Annotated in this window: 30 protein-coding genes and 1 pseudogene; all 31 read right to left on the bottom strand. The window is 40.9% G+C overall.

The features are described from left to right. Window positions 1–5: 5 nt before the first annotated feature. The 31 genes and pseudogenes from C9J37_RS08505 to rplD all read right to left on the bottom strand — a co-directional run bounded on the left by C9J37_RS08505 (window position 6) and on the right by rplD (window position 16,195). Window positions 6–803 (bottom strand): energy-coupling factor transporter transmembrane component T family protein, encoded by a 798-nt coding sequence (locus C9J37_RS08505; RefSeq protein ID WP_025220836.1) that lies wholly within the window; start codon window positions 801–803, stop codon window positions 6–8. Next, window positions 800–1,672, bottom strand: coding sequence for an energy-coupling factor ABC transporter ATP-binding protein (locus tag C9J37_RS08500; protein WP_107894999.1), 873 nt, complete (start codon window positions 1,670–1,672; stop codon window positions 800–802). The genes C9J37_RS08505 and C9J37_RS08500 overlap by 4 nt, the downstream gene beginning before the upstream one ends. Continuing rightward, a complete protein-coding gene (locus tag C9J37_RS08495; RefSeq protein ID WP_107894998.1) occupies window positions 1,648–2,493 on the bottom strand; it encodes an energy-coupling factor ABC transporter ATP-binding protein in 846 nt (281 codons plus the stop codon). Before C9J37_RS08495 ends, C9J37_RS08500 begins: the two co-directional genes overlap by 25 nt. A gap of 398 nt (window positions 2,494–2,891) precedes the next feature. After that, window positions 2,892–3,272, bottom strand: coding sequence for a 50S ribosomal protein L17 (gene rplQ, locus C9J37_RS08490; protein WP_010860588.1), 381 nt, complete (start codon window positions 3,270–3,272; stop codon window positions 2,892–2,894). A 56-nt stretch (window positions 3,273–3,328) separates the two neighbouring features. Continuing rightward, window positions 3,329–4,273 (bottom strand): DNA-directed RNA polymerase subunit alpha, encoded by a 945-nt coding sequence (locus tag C9J37_RS08485; RefSeq protein WP_004233733.1) that lies wholly within the window; start codon window positions 4,271–4,273, stop codon window positions 3,329–3,331. A 139-nt stretch (window positions 4,274–4,412) separates the two neighbouring features. Next, window positions 4,413–4,802, bottom strand: coding sequence for a 30S ribosomal protein S11 (gene rpsK / locus C9J37_RS08480; protein WP_004233731.1), 390 nt, complete (start codon window positions 4,800–4,802; stop codon window positions 4,413–4,415). 25 nt (window positions 4,803–4,827) lie between these two features. Continuing rightward, window positions 4,828–5,193 (bottom strand): 30S ribosomal protein S13, encoded by a 366-nt coding sequence (rpsM, locus tag C9J37_RS08475; protein WP_107894997.1) that lies wholly within the window; start codon window positions 5,191–5,193, stop codon window positions 4,828–4,830. 24 nt (window positions 5,194–5,217) lie between these two features. After that, window positions 5,218–5,331, bottom strand: a complete 114-nt coding sequence (gene rpmJ, locus C9J37_RS08470; protein ID WP_000868344.1) for a 50S ribosomal protein L36 — start codon at window positions 5,329–5,331, stop codon at window positions 5,218–5,220. Window positions 5,332–5,368: 37 nt separating this feature from the next. Beyond that, window positions 5,369–5,587, bottom strand: coding sequence for a translation initiation factor IF-1 (infA, locus tag C9J37_RS08465; protein ID WP_004233690.1), 219 nt, complete (start codon window positions 5,585–5,587; stop codon window positions 5,369–5,371). An 88-nt stretch (window positions 5,588–5,675) separates the two neighbouring features. Continuing rightward, a pseudogene (locus tag C9J37_RS08460) lies at window positions 5,676–5,753 on the bottom strand (type I methionyl aminopeptidase); the annotation flags it as partial. 250 nt (window positions 5,754–6,003) lie between these two features. Beyond that, entirely contained in the window at window positions 6,004–6,657 is a 654-nt protein-coding gene (locus C9J37_RS08455) for an adenylate kinase (RefSeq protein WP_069514342.1), read from the bottom strand. Window positions 6,658–6,725: 68 nt separating this feature from the next. After that, the gene (gene secY / locus C9J37_RS08450; protein WP_107894996.1) at window positions 6,726–8,021 is read right to left on the bottom strand and encodes a preprotein translocase subunit SecY; all 1,296 of its coding nucleotides are present in this window, start codon (window positions 8,019–8,021) and stop codon (window positions 6,726–6,728) included. Further along, on the bottom strand, window positions 8,021–8,461 hold the full coding sequence (gene rplO, locus C9J37_RS08445) for a 50S ribosomal protein L15 (RefSeq protein WP_024364360.1): 441 nt from the start codon (window positions 8,459–8,461) through the stop codon (window positions 8,021–8,023). The genes secY and rplO overlap by 1 nt, the downstream gene beginning before the upstream one ends. Before the next feature lie 34 nt (window positions 8,462–8,495). Beyond that, on the bottom strand, window positions 8,496–8,678 hold the full coding sequence (gene rpmD / locus C9J37_RS08440; RefSeq protein ID WP_024364361.1) for a 50S ribosomal protein L30: 183 nt from the start codon (window positions 8,676–8,678) through the stop codon (window positions 8,496–8,498). 13 nt (window positions 8,679–8,691) lie between these two features. Beyond that, window positions 8,692–9,195 carry a 30S ribosomal protein S5 gene (gene rpsE, locus C9J37_RS08435; RefSeq protein ID WP_024364362.1) on the bottom strand — a complete coding sequence of 168 codons (504 nt, stop codon included), beginning with the start codon at window positions 9,193–9,195 and terminating at the stop codon, window positions 8,692–8,694. 21 nt (window positions 9,196–9,216) lie between these two features. Beyond that, window positions 9,217–9,576 (bottom strand): 50S ribosomal protein L18, encoded by a 360-nt coding sequence (gene rplR, locus C9J37_RS08430; RefSeq protein WP_107894995.1) that lies wholly within the window; start codon window positions 9,574–9,576, stop codon window positions 9,217–9,219. Window positions 9,577–9,608: 32 nt separating this feature from the next. After that, on the bottom strand, window positions 9,609–10,148 hold the full coding sequence (gene rplF / locus C9J37_RS08425) for a 50S ribosomal protein L6 (protein WP_024364364.1): 540 nt from the start codon (window positions 10,146–10,148) through the stop codon (window positions 9,609–9,611). A 30-nt stretch (window positions 10,149–10,178) separates the two neighbouring features. After that, entirely contained in the window at window positions 10,179–10,577 is a 399-nt protein-coding gene (gene rpsH, locus C9J37_RS08420; RefSeq protein WP_008181717.1) for a 30S ribosomal protein S8, read from the bottom strand. Between the two features lie 29 nt (window positions 10,578–10,606). Next, window positions 10,607–10,792, bottom strand: a complete 186-nt coding sequence (locus tag C9J37_RS08415) for a type Z 30S ribosomal protein S14 (protein ID WP_004233656.1) — start codon at window positions 10,790–10,792, stop codon at window positions 10,607–10,609. 21 nt (window positions 10,793–10,813) lie between these two features. Beyond that, complete coding sequence (rplE, locus tag C9J37_RS08410; RefSeq protein ID WP_024364365.1) at window positions 10,814–11,353, bottom strand: 50S ribosomal protein L5; 540 nt, start codon at window positions 11,351–11,353, stop codon at window positions 10,814–10,816. Between the two features lie 29 nt (window positions 11,354–11,382). Further along, entirely contained in the window at window positions 11,383–11,691 is a 309-nt protein-coding gene (gene rplX / locus C9J37_RS08405) for a 50S ribosomal protein L24 (RefSeq protein ID WP_004233652.1), read from the bottom strand. A 35-nt stretch (window positions 11,692–11,726) separates the two neighbouring features. Then, window positions 11,727–12,095, bottom strand: a complete 369-nt coding sequence (gene rplN, locus C9J37_RS08400; RefSeq protein ID WP_004233650.1) for a 50S ribosomal protein L14 — start codon at window positions 12,093–12,095, stop codon at window positions 11,727–11,729. A 43-nt stretch (window positions 12,096–12,138) separates the two neighbouring features. Continuing rightward, window positions 12,139–12,402: a 30S ribosomal protein S17 gene (gene rpsQ / locus C9J37_RS08395; RefSeq protein WP_024364366.1), complete on the bottom strand. Its 264-nt coding sequence runs from the start codon at window positions 12,400–12,402 to the stop codon at window positions 12,139–12,141. Window positions 12,403–12,420: 18 nt separating this feature from the next. Next, on the bottom strand, window positions 12,421–12,621 hold the full coding sequence (gene rpmC, locus C9J37_RS08390; RefSeq protein ID WP_004233646.1) for a 50S ribosomal protein L29: 201 nt from the start codon (window positions 12,619–12,621) through the stop codon (window positions 12,421–12,423). After that, a complete protein-coding gene (gene rplP, locus C9J37_RS08385; protein WP_010860599.1) occupies window positions 12,611–13,045 on the bottom strand; it encodes a 50S ribosomal protein L16 in 435 nt (144 codons plus the stop codon). Before rplP ends, rpmC begins: the two co-directional genes overlap by 11 nt. Window position 13,046: 1 nt before the next feature. Next, on the bottom strand, window positions 13,047–13,700 hold the full coding sequence (rpsC, locus tag C9J37_RS08380; RefSeq protein ID WP_069514333.1) for a 30S ribosomal protein S3: 654 nt from the start codon (window positions 13,698–13,700) through the stop codon (window positions 13,047–13,049). 3 nt (window positions 13,701–13,703) lie between these two features. Beyond that, window positions 13,704–14,048, bottom strand: a complete 345-nt coding sequence (gene rplV, locus C9J37_RS08375) for a 50S ribosomal protein L22 (protein WP_004233639.1) — start codon at window positions 14,046–14,048, stop codon at window positions 13,704–13,706. A gap of 22 nt (window positions 14,049–14,070) precedes the next feature. After that, on the bottom strand, window positions 14,071–14,349 hold the full coding sequence (rpsS, locus tag C9J37_RS08370) for a 30S ribosomal protein S19 (RefSeq protein ID WP_004233637.1): 279 nt from the start codon (window positions 14,347–14,349) through the stop codon (window positions 14,071–14,073). Window positions 14,350–14,409: 60 nt separating this feature from the next. Then, window positions 14,410–15,240, bottom strand: coding sequence for a 50S ribosomal protein L2 (rplB, locus tag C9J37_RS08365; RefSeq protein ID WP_107894994.1), 831 nt, complete (start codon window positions 15,238–15,240; stop codon window positions 14,410–14,412). A 47-nt stretch (window positions 15,241–15,287) separates the two neighbouring features. Beyond that, window positions 15,288–15,572, bottom strand: coding sequence for a 50S ribosomal protein L23 (gene rplW, locus C9J37_RS08360; protein ID WP_036205532.1), 285 nt, complete (start codon window positions 15,570–15,572; stop codon window positions 15,288–15,290). Continuing rightward, window positions 15,572–16,195 (bottom strand): 50S ribosomal protein L4, encoded by a 624-nt coding sequence (gene rplD / locus C9J37_RS08355; protein ID WP_010860604.1) that lies wholly within the window; start codon window positions 16,193–16,195, stop codon window positions 15,572–15,574. Before rplD ends, rplW begins: the two co-directional genes overlap by 1 nt. Window positions 16,196–16,216: the final 21 nt, after the last annotated feature.

Below are 16,216 nucleotides of genomic sequence, written 5' to 3'. Positions count from 1 at the left end.
CTCCTTTAACTTCTATAGAAAAATAATAAAACCGCCATTGCCGCGAGTAAGGCAAGCGCAAATGTATCGCCCATATCCCATTTGAGCTGTCGATAACGCGTACGGCCTTCGCCACCTCGATATCCTCGTACCTCCATCGCGGTAGCTAAGTCCTCTGCACGTTTAAAGGCACTTACAAAGAGCGGTACTAACAATGGAACAACGGCTTTAATTCGGTCTTTTATTGGGCCGGAAGATAAATCCGAACCACGCGCCATTTGCGCCTTCATAATTTTATCTGTCTCATCCATCAACGTTGGAATAAAACGCAGTGAAATGGACATCATTAATGCTAGCTCGTGGACAGGAACCTTGATTTTTTTCAATGGATTGAGCAATACTTCAATCCCATCTGTAATGGAAATTGGTGATGTTGTCAGCGTTAAAATAGATGTCATAAACACTAGTACAAGGAAACGTGTGGAAATATAAATCCCTTGGCGAACACCGCCCTCATAGATGGAGATAAACTTCCAATGAAATAGTAGGTCGCCTTCCTTGGTCATAAAAATATGCAGTAAAAATGTAAACGCCATTAAAAACAGCACGGGCTTTAGACCATTTATTAAAAAATACAAGCGTATACGTGATACTAAAACAATGAATAACGTAAAAGCTAAGAGCATTGCATATGTTATCGTATTATTAGCTAAAAATACGATAATGATAAATGCAAATACGAAAACGAGTTTCGAACGTGGGTCAAGCTTATGAACAGGAGAATCTCCTGGCAGGAAGCGCCCGAATATCATTTTCTCCATCATGACTCTGCACGCTCCTCTCTCAATAATCGAGCCATTTCAATCGCTAGCTCCTCTTCAGTTAAACAGACCTTTGCCAAAGATGTATTAATCATCTTTTCAACTTTTTGTTGAAAGCGCACAATCCGAGGCGGCTCTAAACGAAATTGTTTCAATGTCTCAATATCCTTAAAAATCTCTCGCGGTGTTCCACTCAATACATTTTTGCCCTCATGCATAATGATAAGATTGTCCGCATAACGAGCTGCATCTTCCATACTGTGTGTCACAAGAATCGTCGTTAAATTACGCTCTTGATGTAATGTATAAAACATCTCCATAATTTCCTTTTGACCACGGGGGTCTAGCCCAGCTGTTGGTTCATCTAAAACAATAACTTCTGGCTCCATTGCTAAAACACCCGCTATGGCCACACGTCGCATTTGTCCGCCAGATAAATCAAATGGTGACTTTTCCAGCACATTTTCAGGTAAGCCAACTAAACGGACAAGCTCTCTAGCACGCGCCTCAGCCTCTGTAGCAGATACACCAAAGTTCATTGGCCCGAACATAATATCCTTTAATACCGTTTCTTCAAACAACTGATGCTCTGGAAATTGAAATACAATGCCCACACGTTGGCGAACTGCTTTTAAATCCTTAGCCTTTTTACCTGCCTCCACTGTGCGATCGCCTAATTGCACAATGCCCGTTGTTGGCTTTAACAGTGCATTAAAATGTTGAAGAATGGTCGACTTACCGGAACCCGTATGTCCAATAATTGCTTGGTACGTATGGGATGGAATCTCAAAATTGACATCGAATAATGCCCGTTTTTCAAAAGGTGTGCCTTGAGAATAGGCATAGCTTACTTGTTGAAGTTTGATGTCCATAAATCATTCACCAACTCTTCTTCTGTCATATGTTGTCCCATTAACGGAACACCTTCCTTTTGCAATAGCTTTGATAACTTCATGGCAAATGGTAAATCAAGCCCGAGCTCTGTTAACTTGTCCCCCAGTGAAAAAATTTCAGCAGGTGATCCTTCTGCAAACTTCTTACCATCGTTCATAAATAGTATACGATCAGCCAACATGGCCTCTTCTAAATCATGGGTAATCGATAACACCGTTAGCCCTGTTTCTGCGCGTAATGTTTGGACAGTTTGTAATACTTCAACACGGCCTTGTGGGTCTAACATAGATGTGGCTTCATCTAAAATAAGCAACTTTGGCTTCAGTGCTAATGCCCCTGCAATCGCAACACGTTGCTTCTGTCCACCCGATAAATGATGTGGCTCATGATCCACAAAGTTACTCATTTTCACTTGTTCCAACGCTGCATGCACACGTTTTACCATTTCTTCAAACGGTATGCCGTTATTTTCAAGCGCAAAGGCAACATCATCTTGCACGGTTGCCCCTACAAATTGATTGTCTGGATTTTGAAACACCATGCCCATTTGTGAGCGGCACTCCCATAGGTTATCTTCATTTAATACTTCACGTAATATACGAACGTCTCCTTGCTGTGGGAATAATAAACCATTCATTAATTTGGCGATCGTAGATTTCCCTGAACCATTATGGCCAACGATGGCAATCCACTCACCTTCTTGGACGGCAAAGCTTACATTTTCAACAGCATTTCGCAGCTCTTGATTTTCAGGTGTATATGAAAACGTCACATTATTTAACGATAAAATTTCGGGCATTTCTAGATCTCCTCTCTACATGCTCAGCTATACTAACTAACTTACACTTTTTTATGTATGAATTCTACTACAATCAGTATGTCGGTATAAGAAAAATGCCTACGCGCTTTTTCTTTTATATTAAAAAAAGCACCATCAATTGGCGCTGTTTCGTTGTTCATTAAAATAATAAAAAAGCGCGCACCTCATTCGATAGAAATGCGCTAGTCGTTACATTTACAAGAAACACGGGTGCTCAAGCCCTTGCCTCTTTTGAATGAGGTGCGGAGAGCTAAACGAGACGCCACACAACAGTGTCCGCTCATCATAACGCTCAGCTTAATTATTTGTCGTATAAATCGTTTATAAAGAAAGAGGGTGGTGGTTCCACCCTCTTCACCACTTGTTTTCTCTTATGATTAAACTAATTCAATCACAACAACAGGTGCACCGTCACCACGACGAGGACCTACTTTAAGAATACGAGTGTAACCACCTTGACGTTCTGCGTAACGTGGTGCAACATCATCAAATAGCTTTTGTAGCGCAAATGAAGTTGTTTCGTTACCTTCTTCGTCAGTAGTTGTTACTAGTTCACGACGGATGAATGCAGCAGCTTGACGGCGTGCGTGTAAATCTCCGCGTTTACCTAAAGTAATCATTTTTTCAACAGCTTTACGTACTTCTTTAGCGCGAGCCTCAGTAGTTTCGATACGCTCGTTGATGATTAAATCAGTAGCTAAGTCACGTAACATCGCTTTACGTTGAGAACTTGTACGACCAAGTTTTCTGTAACCCATGGATGTTTCCCTCCTTTATAAAGAATATCTGATCTTATAAGTTTTGTTTAAATCGCTTAGTCTTCTTTGCGTAACCCTAAACCAAGCTCTTCTAACTTCGCTTTTACCTCTTCTAATGACTTACGTCCAAGGTTACGAACTTTCATCATATCGTCTTCTGACTTATTCGCAAGTTCTAGTACTGTATTAATACCAGCGCGTTTTAAGCAGTTGTAAGAACGAACAGAAAGATCCAGTTCTTCGATAGTCATCTCTAAAACTTTTTCTTTTTGATCTTCTTCTTTTTCGACCATGATTTCAGCAGTTTGTGCCTCATCTGTCATGCCAACGAAGATGTTTAGATGCTCGGTTAAAATTTTTGCTCCGAGCGAAATCGCCTCTTTCGGACCGATGCTACCATCTGTCCACACATCAAGAGAAAGTTTGTCGTAGTCAGAAGACTGACCTACACGAGTATTTTCCACTTGGAAATTGACGCGTGATACTGGAGTGTAAATAGAGTCGATCGGGATCACGCCGATAGGAAGATCCTCACGTTTGTTTTGATCAGCAGGAGTGTAACCACGGCCGCGTTGAGCGTACATACGCATACGTAAATGACCGTTTTTAGCGATTGTTGCAATATATAGATCTGGGTTTAAAATTTCTACGTCACTGTCATGTGTAATGTCAGCAGCCGTAACTGTTCCATCGCCCTTTACATCAATCTCAATAACTTTTTCTTCGTCAGAGTAGATTTTAAGAGCAAGCTTTTTCACGTTCAAAATAATTGAAGCTACATCTTCCACAACGCCTTCTACAGTTGAGAATTCGTGAAGAACGCCATCAATTTGGATTGAAGTGACAGCAGCTCCTGGTAATGAAGACAGAAGGATACGACGTAAAGAATTACCCAAAGTGTTTCCATATCCGCGTTCAAGCGGTTCTACAACAAACTTTCCATATTTGGAATCTTCGCTGATCTCCACCGTTTCAATCTTTGGTTTTTCAATTTCGATCATTTCATTTACCCTCCTTCAAAACATCGAATGTATAGGTTCTTTCCATCATAGATTCGATCGTCATTGACGTATCGTTTATTATCTGCACAAGACAGTCTGTACAAAAAATGATGTTCTCATACACTATGAGAAGCACCCATTACACGCGACGACGTTTTGGCGGACGGCAACCATTGTGAGGAACTGGAGTAACGTCTTTAATAGCAGTTACTTCTAAACCAGCAGCTTGAAGTGCACGAATTGCAGCTTCACGACCAGCACCAGGACCTTTAACAGTTACTTCCAACGTTTTCAGACCATGTTCAAGGGATGTTTTAGCAGCAGTTTCTGCAGCCATTTGAGCAGCGAATGGTGTAGATTTACGTGAACCACGGAAACCAAGAGCACCAGCACTTGACCAAGATACAGCGTTACCTTGCATATCTGTAATCGTTACAATTGTATTGTTAAATGTAGAACGAATGTGTGCAATACCAGATTCGATATTCTTTTTCACACGACGTTTACGAGTTTGTTGTTTACGAGCCATGTTAAGAAGGAACCTCCTTTACGTATTATTTTTTCTTGTTCGCAACTGTTTTACGAGGACCTTTACGCGTACGCGCATTGTTCTTCGTATTTTGACCACGAACAGGTAAACCACGACGGTGACGGATACCACGGAATGAACCGATTTCCATCAGACGTTTAATGTTTAATGAAGTTTCGCGACGTAAGTCACCTTCAAGTTTGTAAGAATCTAATTGTTCACGGATTTTGTTTAACTGATCTTCAGTTAAGTCGCGGACGCGTGTATCTTCTGAAACACCTGCGCCAGCTAATACTTTCTGAGCTGTAGTTTTACCAATACCGTAAATGTAAGTTAATGAAATTACCACGCGTTTGTCGCGAGGAATGTCAACACCAGCAATACGTGCCATGTACGTTGTGCACCTCCTTTAGAATCAACCTTGTTTTTGTTTGTGTTTAGGATTTTCACAGATTACCATTACTTTACCGCGTCGGCGAATTACTTTACATTTTTCGCAGATCGGTTTCACAGATGGTCTCACTTTCATCTAACCTAACCTCCTTAATAGTCCGGAGCGCAAAAGATTATTTAAAACGGTATGTGATACGACCGCGAGTTAAATCATAAGGAGATAACTCGATAGTAACCTTATCTCCAGGTAGAATACGGATAAAGTGCATACGAATCTTACCAGAAACGTGTGCCAAAATCACATGTCCATTTTCTAATTCTACCTTAAACATCGCGTTTGGCAAAGTCTCAACAACTGTCCCTTCGACTTCAATTACATCATCTTTCGCCATCTACTCTGTCTCTCCTCTCTATATGCAAATTAAAGTTCTCATCGTTACATCAAACGGATATCTGCTGCAACTATAGAAGCAACCTCGTTTCAACATATGTTTGGATTGTATGAGAGATGTTTGAAAGACGCTCGTCTGGTTTCGCTTCACACAATCCACGGAATATACAGGACCAGTATGGGCACTGAATCTCCCATGTTTACACGAATACCGGAAATGTCTTTGATGAGATATTCATACCCGTTACACAGATGCTTCCACGAAACCCATTATACTCTCTCAAAAGTCATGTTGCACTTTTTAAAAGAAATATATACCGGGCACAATATGCTTTTGCAACTCTCAAAAAAATTATGTTTCGGTGTTGCTCCCGCATGCCTCCCGCGGAAGCAGTATTCTGCGCCCGGAGCCGGGTATCAGCTGCGGCTGCCCTGTAAAAGAGCATCAAGATCAGCAAACACTTTATTAATATCTTGCTGTCCATCAATATTTGTTAACACACCTTTTGCTTCATAGAAGTCCAATAAAGGTTGTGCTTGATTCATATTTACTTCAAGACGGTTTGCAACCGTTTCAGGATTATCATCCGCACGTGTGTATAATTCGCCACCATCTTTATCACATTTACCTTCCACAGCTGGTGGATTGAAAATTAAATGATACGATGTACCGCAAGTTTTACAAATACGACGACCTGATAAACGAGCAATTAGCTCATCTTTTTCAACTTGAATGTTTAACGTATGTTCAATAGCTTTACCAAGATCAGCTAAAATGCTGTCTAACGCTTCCGCTTGAGGAACTGTACGTGGGAATCCATCTAATAGGAAACCTTTATCACAATCAGCTTTAGCAAGTCGCTCACGAACAATACCAATCGTTACTTCATCAGGTACTAGAGCACCTTGATCCATAAACGATTTAGCCTGTAAGCCTAGCTCTGTACCGTCTTTAATAGCGGCACGGAACATATCTCCTGTAGAAATATGAGGAATTGCGTACTTCTCAACAATTTTATCTGCCTGTGTACCTTTACCGGCACCTGGCAGACCCATTAAAACGATATTCATCGGAAATAGTCCTCCCACAAAAGGTTTGCTGATTTCAGGAAACGAAGAACGTTCCCTAAAAATCAACATTATTTCATAAAGCCTTTGTAGTGACGTTTAACAAGTTGTGATTCTAGCTGTTTCATCGTTTCTAGCGCTACGCCTACTACGATAATAATACTAGTACCACCGATTTGCACTGAGGCAGGTAGATTCATAAGGTTGATGAATATAATCGGCATTACTGCAATTACAGTTAAGAATATCGCACCAACAAATGTTAGTCGATATAACACGCTTGTTAAATACGTTTGAGTGTTTTCACCCGGGCGAATACCTGGAATGTAAGCACCTTGTTTTTTCAAGTTGTCTGCCACATTTTCTGGATTCACTTGTACGAATGCATAGAAATATGTGAACGCGACGATCAATGCAACATAAATCAACATTCCAACAGGTTTCTGATAATCGAACGTGTTTTGAATGAATGTTGTTATATCGTTTTGACCAAAGAACGCTGCTAACGTACGAGGTGTGACAAGGAACGCTACTGAGAAGATTACCGGAATAACCCCTGCAGCATTTACTTTTAACGGTAAGTGCGTTTGCTGACCACCTGTTTGTTGGTTGCGTCCAGTAACTCGTTTTGCATATTGAATTGGAATTTTACGAAGTGCTTGTTGCACGTAAATAACCCCAACGACAATTGCAAGTAAAATCAAAACAAGTAATGCAAGGATGATAATGTTAATAAACAGTTTATCACCTGCACCCTCAATTTGTTGTGCATAGATTTGGTTTATTCCTGTAGGTAATGCTGCCACGATACCAGCAAAAATTACAACTGAAATACCATTACCAACACCATGTGCGGTAATTTGTTCAGCAAGCCATACAAGGAATGCTGTACCTGCTGTCAATACAATTGAAATTGTAATATAAGTTAGAATTCCCTCTTCTTTAATCAAAGATCCACCGTACATTTTGTTGAAGCCAAATGACATGGCGAATGATTGGATAAAGGCAAGAATAATTGTAAAGTAGCGAGTAAATTGTGCAAGTTTACGTCTTCCGACTTCACCTTGCTTTGCCCATTCAGCAAATTTCGGTACTACGTCCATTTGCAATAACTGAACAATGATTGAGGCTGTAATGTATGGCATAATTCCCATCGCGAAGATAGAGAAGTTTTGCAACGCACCACCGCCAAAAGTATTGAGGAAACCAACGAGGTTAAACTCATCAGTTGCCTTTAATACAGTTGCGTCAACATTCGGTACTGGTATGAATGTACCAATACGGAAAATAATTAACATTAAAAGAGTGAAGATGATTTTATTTCTTATATCTCGAACACGCATAAAGTTAGAGATTGTCTGAAACATTAAATCACCTCAGTAGTTCCGCCGGCATTCTCGATTGCTTCTTTTGCTGAAGCTGAGAATTTATGAGCTTTTACTGTAAGCTTTTTGTTAAGTGTTCCATTACCAAGAACTTTAATTCCAGCTTTTTCATTGCTCACAAGACCAGTTTCAAGTAATAATGCAGTTGTTACTTCTGCACCGTCTTCGAAACGGTTTAATGTGTCAAGGTTAACGATAGCGTATTCTTTACGGTTAATGTTCGTAAATCCACGTTTAGGTAAACGACGGAATAACGGGTTTTGACCGCCCTCAAAGCCTGGGCGTACACCGCCACCAGAACGAGCGTTTTGACCTTTATGACCTTTACCTGATGTTTTACCGTTACCAGAACCGATACCACGACCAACGCGATTGCGTTGCTTACGAGATCCTTCTGCTGGTTTTAACTCATGCAGTTTCATAGTGGGTGGCACCTCCTTGTTCATTAATTAAAAATTAATTTTCTTTTACAGTAACTAAGTGAGCTACTTTATCAAGCATACCGCGAGTAGCTGCGTTATCAGCTTTCTCAACAGTTTGATTTAATTTACGTAAGCCTAGAGCTTCAATAGTTTTACGTTGTGCCGGTTTAGAACCGATCACAGATTTTGTAAGGGTGATTTCTAATTTGTTAGCCATTATTATTCCCCCCTTATCCTAATATTTCTTCCACTGATTTGCCACGTAATTTTGCAACGTCCTCTACGCGTTTTAATTCAGTTAAACCTTGAACAGTAGCACGCACCATGTTGATTGGTGTGTTAGATCCAAGTGATTTTGAAAGAATATCAGTAATACCAGCAAGTTCTAGTACGGCACGTACTGGACCACCAGCGATAACCCCTGTACCAGGAGCAGCAGGTTTGATTAGGATTTCTCCTGCACCGAAGCGACCAAGCACTAAGTGTGGAGTTGTTCCACCTACACGTGGCACTTCGATTAAGTTTTTCTTCGCATCTTCAACAGCTTTACGGATAGCATCTGGCACCTCTTGAGCTTTACCAGTACCGAAACCAACATGTCCGTTTCTATCGCCAACTACAACTAATGCTGTGAAGCGGAAGCGACGTCCACCTTTAACAACTTTAGCAACACGGTTAATAGTAACTACGCGTTCTTCAAGTTCTCCAAGTTTGTTTGCGTCAATTCGACTCATGAAATGTGTCCCTCCTTCTTATTAAAATTCTAAACCGTTCTCACGTGCAGCTTCAGCTAAAGCTTTTACACGTCCATGATATAAGTAACCACCACGGTCAAATACAATTGCAGTAATGTTTTTTTCCGCAGCGCGTTTCGCGATTGTTTCACCGATTTTTGATGCAGCTTCTACGTTGTTACCAGCACCTTCAAAACCTTTTTCTTGAGATGATGCGCTAACAAGTGTTACGCCTGCTACGTCATCGATAAGTTGAGCGTAGATGTTCTTGTTAGAACGGAATACATTTAAGCGTGGACGCTCAGCAGTACCCGAAATTTTAGAACGAACTCGCGCATGACGTTTTTTACGAACTTGATTTTTATCCTGTTTCGTAATCACAAGGGTCACTCCTTTCTAATGCTTAGGCAGCATTATTTACCTGTTTTACCTTCTTTACGACGAACGTATTCGCCTTCGTAACGGATACCTTTACCTTTATAAGGCTCTGGTGGACGAACGTCACGGATATTAGATGCAAGAGCGCCAACGCGTTCTTTGCTGATACCTTTAACGATGATTTTTGTATTAGTCGGAACTTCTACTTCAAGACCATCTTCTGGTGTGAACTCAACTGGGTGAGAGTAACCTACGTTAAGTACAAGCTTTTTACCTTGTAATTGCGCACGGTAACCGACACCGATAAGTTCTAATGATTTTTCGAAACCTGCAGAAACACCAGTAACCATGTTCGCTAAAAGCGCACGAGTAGTACCGTGGTTTGTGCGGTGTTCTTTTGAATCAGAAGGACGAGATACAGAGATCACATTTCCTTCTTGCTCAATTTTCATATCTTGGTGGAAAGAACGAACAAGTTCGCCTTTAGGACCTTTAACAGTAACAGTGTTGTCAGCTGCGACAGTAACAGTTACGTTAGCTGGTACCTCGATAATTTTTTTACCTACACGAGACATTTAGTTGCACCTCCATTCATTTATTGCTAATTACCAAACGTATGCTAGAACTTCGCCGCCAACTTGTTTAGCGCGAGCTTCTTTATCTGTTAATAAACCTTGTGAAGTTGACACTAAAGCGATACCAAGACCGTTCAGTACTTTAGGAACTTCATTTGTTTTAGCATATACACGTAGACCAGGTTTAGAAATACGTTTTAGGCCAGTGATAACGCGCTCGTTATCTTTACCGTATTTTAAGAAGATACGGATGATACCTTGTTTGTTGTCTTCCACGTATTCTACGTCACGTACGAAACCTTCACGCTTTAAAATTTCAGCGATTTCTTTTTTCACGTTGGAAGCTGGTACTTCTAACTTCTCGTGACGAACCATGTTCGCATTACGAATGCGAGTAAGCATATCTGCAATCGGATCAGTCATTGTCATTACATTTACCTCCTTCCCAAATTAGGGGATTACCAGCTGGCTTTTTTAACGCCAGGAATTTGTCCCTTATATGCAAGTTCTCGGAAACAAATACGGCAAAGTTTGAATTTGCGATATACTGAGTGTGGACGACCACAGCGTTCACAACGTGTATACTCTTGCACTTTAAACTTTTGCTTACGTTGTTGTTTAACGATCATAGATTTTTTAGCCACGTTTTCGCCCTCCTTGTTTAATTACTTTTGGAACGGCATACCGAATTGTGTCAATAACTCGCGAGCTTCTTCGTCAGAGTTCGCTGTCGTTACGATCACGATGTCCATACCGCGTACTTTTGAAACTTTATCGTAATCGATTTCTGGGAAAATTAATTGCTCTTTAACACCTAGAGTGTAGTTACCGCGACCATCGAATGCTTTTTTAGAAACACCACGGAAGTCACGTACACGAGGTAATGCGATTGCGATTAATTTATCCAAGAATTCATACATACGCTCACCGCGTAATGTAACTTTAGCACCGATAGGCATACCTTCACGTAGACGGAAACCTGCGATCGATTTTTTCGCTTTAGTTACTACTGGTTTTTGACCAGTGATAATTGTCAGTTCTTCTACAGCTGCATCAAGCGCTTTAGAGTTTTGAACTGCATCGCCAACACCCATGTTGATAACGATTTTATCAACTTTTGGAAGTTGCATAACTGATTTATATCCAAACTTGCTCATTAGAGCAGGAGAAACTTCATTTAAATATTTTTCTTTTAGGCGGCTCATGTGTGTACCTCCCTTCTTTTATTTACTAATTAGTCGATTACTGCACCTGATTTTTTTGCAACACGAACTTTTTTACCGTTTTCGATTTTATAACCTACACGAGTCGGCTCGCCAGATTTAGGATCGATTAGCATTACGTTCGAAACGTGAATTGCAGCCTCTTGGCTTACAATCCCACCTTGTGGATTCAATTGGTTAGGTTTAACGTGTTTTTTCACGATGTTTACACCTTCAACAAGAACGCGGTCTTGTTTAGGGAAAGCAGCTAGGATTACTCCTTCTTTGCCTTTATCCTTACCAGTGATAACCTTAACCTTGTCACCTTTTTTTACATGCATGCTGTCGCACCTCCTTGATTGGCACTGTCATGAAATTAAAGAACTTCTGGAGCTAGAGAAACGATTTTCATGAAGTTGCTGTCACGTAATTCACGTGCAACAGGTCCGAAAATACGAGTTCCGCGTGGTGATTTATCATCACGAATAATTACACAAGCATTTTCATCAAATTTGATGTAAGTACCGTCTTTACGACGTACGCCCGATTTAGTACGAACGATAACAGCTTTAACAACGTCACCCTTCTTGACAACGCCACCTGGTGTTGCTTTCTTAACTGTACAAACAACGATATCACCGATGTTAGCAGTTTTACGGCCAGAGCCACCAAGCACTTTAATTGTAAGAACTTCACGTGCACCTGAGTTGTCAGCAACTTTCATACGACTTTCTTGTTGGATCACTTAGGTTACCTCCCTTCGGAAATTGGTTGTTCCGAAATAGTTATTAAATAATAACCGCTTTTTCTACAACTTCAACTAGACGGAAACGTTTAGTAGCTGATAGCGGGCGAGTCTCCATGATACGTACGATATCACCGATTTTCGCTTGGTTTTGCTCATCATGAGCTTTAAACTTTTTAGAGTACTTTACACGTTTACCATAAAGCTTGTGCTTTTTGTGAGTTTCAACTAAAACAGAAATTGTTTTGTCCATTTTATCTGAAACGACACGGCCCGTGTAAACTTTGCGTTGATTACGCTCAGTCATACTTGAAAACCTCCTTTATCAGTTATTTGCACTGATTTCTCTTTCACGAATAACAGTTTTCATACGCGCGATTGCTTTACGCACTTCACGAATACGAGCTGTGTTTTCTAATTGACCAGTCGCCAATTGGAAGCGAAGGTTGAAAAGCTCTTCTTTCAGTGATTTCACTTTTAATTCAATTTCAGAAGTGGCAAGGTCACGGATTTCATTAGCTTTCATTAGATTCACCACCAGTTTCTTGACGTTTTACGATCTTACATTTAACAGGAAGCTTATGTGATGCTAAACGAAGTGCTTCACGTGCGATCTCTTCAGATACACCAGCAATTTCGAACATTACTTTTCCTGGTTTAACAACTGCTACCCAACCTTCAGGAGAACCTTTACCAGAACCCATGCGGACTTCTAGAGGTTTTTTCGTGTAAGGTTTGTGCGGGAAGATTTTAATCCAAACTTTACCGCCACGTTTCATGTAACGAGTCATCGCGATACGTGCAGATTCGATTTGACGGTTAGTAATCCAGCTAGCAGTTTGAGCTTGTAGGCCCCATTCGCCGAAAGATACTTCTTTACCGCCTTTCGCTTCGCCACGCATGTTTCCGCGGTGTTCACGACGGTATTTTACGCGTTTAGGCAATAACATATTATTTGCCTCCTTCCACAGATTTCTTCGTAGGAAGAACTTCACCACGGTAGATCCATACTTTAACGCCTAATTTACCGTAAGTAGTGTCAGCTTCTGCGTGTGCATAGTCGATGTCAGCACGTAGAGTATGAAGTGGAACAGTTCCTTCACTATAGTGTTCAGCACGCGCGATATCAGCGCCACCTAAACGACCAGATACTTGTGTTTTAATTCCTTTTGCACCAGCACGCATTGTGCGTTGGATCGCTTGCTTTTGCGCACGACGGAATGAAACACGGTTTTCTAATTGACGAGCGATGTTTTCAGCTACTAGACGAGCGTCAAGATCAGCACGTTTAATTTCGATAATGTTGATGTGTACACGTTTACCAGTTAATTCGCCAAGGTATTTACGAAGATTTTCAACTTCAGTACCACCTTTACCGATTACCATCCCTGGTTTAGCAGTGTGAATTGTAATGTTTACACGGTTTGCAGCACGTTCGATTTCAACTTTAGAAACAGAAGCGTCTTTAAGAGCCGTTTCAATATATTTACGCACTTTGATGTCTTCGTGAAGTAGAGTTGCATAGTCTTTTTCAGCGTACCATTTTGACTCCCAGTCACGAATAATACCAACGCGCAGTCCTATTGGATGTACTTTTTGACCCACGGATTAACCCTCCTTCTTCTCAGATACCACTAAAGTGATGTGGCTTGTGCGTTTGTTAATTGCGCTTGCACGTCCTTGTGCACGTGGACGGAAACGTTTTAATGTTGGACCTTCATCAACGAATACTTCAGAAACTACTAAAGAGTTGATATCTAGATCGTAGTTGTGCTCAGCATTAGCAACTGCAGATTTTAATACTTTCTCAACGACTGGAGACGCCGCTTTTGGAGTATGACGTAAAATTGCAACTGCCTCACCTACTTGCTTACCTCGGATTAAGTCTACAACTAGACGAACTTTACGAGGAGCGATACGTACTGTGCGAGCGATAGCTTTAGCTTGTGTCATTAGGATTTACCTCCTCTCAAAATTAGCGTCTTGTTTTCTTGTCGTCTGCACCGTGACCTTTGTAAGTACGTGTCGGTGCGAATTCACCAAGTTTGTGGCCTACCATATCTTCTGTTACGTATACAGGAACATGTTTACGTCCATCATATACAGCAATTGTTAGTCCGATGAAGTTCGGGAAGATTGTAGAACGGCGAGACCAAGTTTTAATAACTTGTTTCTTCTCAGAAGCCTCTTGTGCTTCCACTTTTTTCATTAAGTGGTCATCAACAAAAGGTCCTTTTTTCAAACTGCGACCCATGTAGGAACCTCCCTCCGTGATTCCACCACGGCTCTCACATAGAACCGTAGTTTAACCACTTTATTTTTTACGACTACGGATGATGAATTTATCCGATTTGTTTTTCTTATTACGAGTTTTGTAACCAAGTGCTGGTTTACCCCAAGGTGTCATCGGTGATTTACGTCCGATTGGAGAACGTCCTTCACCACCACCGTGTGGGTGATCGTTAGGGTTCATTACAGAACCACGAACAGTTGGGCGTTTACCTAACCAACGGCTACGACCTGCTTTACCGATGTGTACAAGTTCGTGTTGTTCGTTACCAACTTGACCGATTGTAGCGCGGCAAGTAGCAAGAATTAAACGTACTTCACCAGATTGTAGACGAACGATTACGTATTTGCCTTCACGACCAAGTACTTGCGCAGAAGTACCAGCAGAACGTACTAATTGTCCACCTTTACCAGGTTTTAACTCGATGTTATGGATTGTTGTACCCATTGGAATGTTTGCTAATGGTAATGTGTTACCTACTTTAATATCAGCATCTGGACCAGATACGATTGTTTGACCAACCTCTAGACCTTTTGGTGCTAAGATGTAAGCTTTTGCTCCATCAGCGTAGTTGATTAATGCGATATTCGCAGAACGGTTTGGATCATATTCAATAGTAGCAACTTTCGCTGGAATGCCATCTTTAACACGTTTGAAATCGATAACACGATATTGCTTCTTATGACCACCACCATGATGACGAACAGTGATTTTACCTTGGTTGTTACGACCAGCTTTGCGTTTAGTTGGTTCAAGCAATGATTTCTCAGGCTTGTTAGTTGTAATTTCCGCAAAGTCTAAAGACGTCATATTACGACGACCATTAGAGGTAGGTTTATACTTTTTAATCGCCATTGTGTTTCCCTCCTTCTTGATTGTTCAAATCATAAATCCTTAAAGGATTACATTTCGAATAATTCGATGTCTTTGCTGTCCGCAGTTAGTTTAACAATCGCTTTACGACGTTTGTTTGTGTAACCACCGTAACGGCCAACGCGTTTGAATTTACCTTTGTAGTTAAGAACGTTTACTTTCTCAACGTTTACGCCAAAGATTTCTTCTACAGCGTCTTTTACTTGAGTTTTGTTAGCGCGAGTGTCTACTTCGAAAGTATACTTTTTCTCTGCCATAAGTTCTGAAGAACGCTCAGTAATGACCGGACGTTTTAAAATATCACGTGCTTCCATTATCCAAGCACCTCCTCAACTTTTTCTACTGCAGCTTTAGTGAATACAACTTTTTCGTGACCTAAAAGATCAAGAACGTTGATTCCGTTTGCAGTTAACACTGTTACACCAGGGATGTTACGAGCAGATAATGCTACGTTTTCATCTAGGTCAGCAGTTACGAATAAAGATTTTTTCTCTAAAGAAAGATCTTTAAGAATTTTAGTGAATTCTTTTGTTTTTGGTGCTGCTAGTGTAAGAGCATCAAGAACTAAGAAGTTTTGTTCTACTACTTTAGCTGATAAAGCAGATTTAAGAGCTAAACGACGAACTTTTTTAGGTAATTTATAAGAATAGCTACGTGGAGTTGGACCGAATACGATACCACCGCCGCGCCATTGTGGAGAACGGATAGAACCTTGACGAGCACGACCAGTTCCTTTTTGACGCCATGGTTTACGACCACCACCAGCAACTTCAGAACGGTTTTTCACCTTATGATTACCTTGACGAAGAGAAGCGCGTTGTGCAACTACTGCGTCGAATAATACTGCTTCATTTGGCTCGATTCCGAAGATCGCTTCGTTTAACTCGATTTCACCAACTGAAGCACCTGTTTGACTAAGTACAGATACTTTTGTCATTCCTGTTTCCTCCTTTCTTGA

This window comes from Lysinibacillus mangiferihumi (assembly GCF_003049665.1).
Lineage (GTDB): Bacteria > Bacillota > Bacilli > Bacillales_A > Planococcaceae > Lysinibacillus > Lysinibacillus mangiferihumi.
Note: the sequence above shows the minus strand (reverse complement) of the source record. Positions and strands in the feature narration are given on the sequence as shown.

Coding starts and splice junctions, on each gene's coding strand:
- C9J37_RS08505 (WP_025220836.1), bottom strand. CDS start 803: ATGATGGAGAAAATGATATTCGGGCGCTTCCTGCCAGGAGATTCTCCT.
- C9J37_RS08500 (WP_107894999.1), bottom strand. CDS start 1,672: ATGGACATCAAACTTCAACAAGTAAGCTATGCCTATTCTCAAGGCACA.
- C9J37_RS08495 (WP_107894998.1), bottom strand. CDS start 2,493: ATGCCCGAAATTTTATCGTTAAATAATGTGACGTTTTCATATACACCT.
- rplQ (WP_010860588.1), bottom strand. CDS start 3,272: ATGGGTTACAGAAAACTTGGTCGTACAAGTTCTCAACGTAAAGCGATG.
- C9J37_RS08485 (WP_004233733.1), bottom strand. CDS start 4,273: ATGATCGAAATTGAAAAACCAAAGATTGAAACGGTGGAGATCAGCGAA.
- rpsK (WP_004233731.1), bottom strand. CDS start 4,802: ATGGCTCGTAAACAACAAACTCGTAAACGTCGTGTGAAAAAGAATATC.
- rpsM (WP_107894997.1), bottom strand. CDS start 5,193: ATGGCACGTATTGCTGGTGTTGACATTCCTCGCGACAAACGCGTGGTA.
- rpmJ (WP_000868344.1), bottom strand. CDS start 5,331: ATGAAAGTGAGACCATCTGTGAAACCGATCTGCGAAAAATGTAAAGTA.
- infA (WP_004233690.1), bottom strand. CDS start 5,587: ATGGCGAAAGATGATGTAATTGAAGTCGAAGGGACAGTTGTTGAGACT.
- C9J37_RS08455 (WP_069514342.1), bottom strand. CDS start 6,657: ATGAATATCGTTTTAATGGGTCTGCCAGGTGCCGGTAAAGGTACACAG.
- secY (WP_107894996.1), bottom strand. CDS start 8,021: ATGTTTCAGACAATCTCTAACTTTATGCGTGTTCGAGATATAAGAAAT.
- rplO (WP_024364360.1), bottom strand. CDS start 8,461: ATGAAACTGCATGAGTTAAAACCAGCAGAAGGATCTCGTAAGCAACGC.
- rpmD (WP_024364361.1), bottom strand. CDS start 8,678: ATGGCTAACAAATTAGAAATCACCCTTACAAAATCTGTGATCGGTTCT.
- rpsE (WP_024364362.1), bottom strand. CDS start 9,195: ATGAGTCGAATTGACGCAAACAAACTTGGAGAACTTGAAGAACGCGTA.
- rplF (WP_024364364.1), bottom strand. CDS start 10,148: ATGTCTCGTGTAGGTAAAAAAATTATCGAGGTACCAGCTAACGTAACT.
- rpsH (WP_008181717.1), bottom strand. CDS start 10,577: ATGACAATGACTGATCCGATTGCAGATATGCTTACTCGCATTCGTAAT.
- rplE (WP_024364365.1), bottom strand. CDS start 11,353: ATGAGCCGCCTAAAAGAAAAATATTTAAATGAAGTTTCTCCTGCTCTA.
- rplX (WP_004233652.1), bottom strand. CDS start 11,691: ATGCATGTAAAAAAAGGTGACAAGGTTAAGGTTATCACTGGTAAGGAT.
- rpsQ (WP_024364366.1), bottom strand. CDS start 12,402: ATGACTGAGCGTAATCAACGCAAAGTTTACACGGGCCGTGTCGTTTCA.
- rpmC (WP_004233646.1), bottom strand. CDS start 12,621: ATGAAAGCTAATGAAATCCGTGACCTTGCCACTTCTGAAATTGAATTA.
- rplP (WP_010860599.1), bottom strand. CDS start 13,045: ATGTTATTGCCTAAACGCGTAAAATACCGTCGTGAACACCGCGGAAAC.
- rplV (WP_004233639.1), bottom strand. CDS start 14,048: ATGACACAAGCTAAAGCTATCGCTCGCACAGTACGTATCGCTCCTCGT.
- rpsS (WP_004233637.1), bottom strand. CDS start 14,349: ATGGGTCGCAGTTTGAAAAAAGGACCTTTTGTTGATGACCACTTAATG.
- rplB (WP_107894994.1), bottom strand. CDS start 15,240: ATGGCGATTAAAAAGTATAAACCTACCTCTAATGGTCGTCGTAATATG.
- rplW (WP_036205532.1), bottom strand. CDS start 15,572: ATGGAAGCACGTGATATTTTAAAACGTCCGGTCATTACTGAGCGTTCT.
- rplD (WP_010860604.1), bottom strand. CDS start 16,195: ATGACAAAAGTATCTGTACTTAGTCAAACAGGTGCTTCAGTTGGTGAA.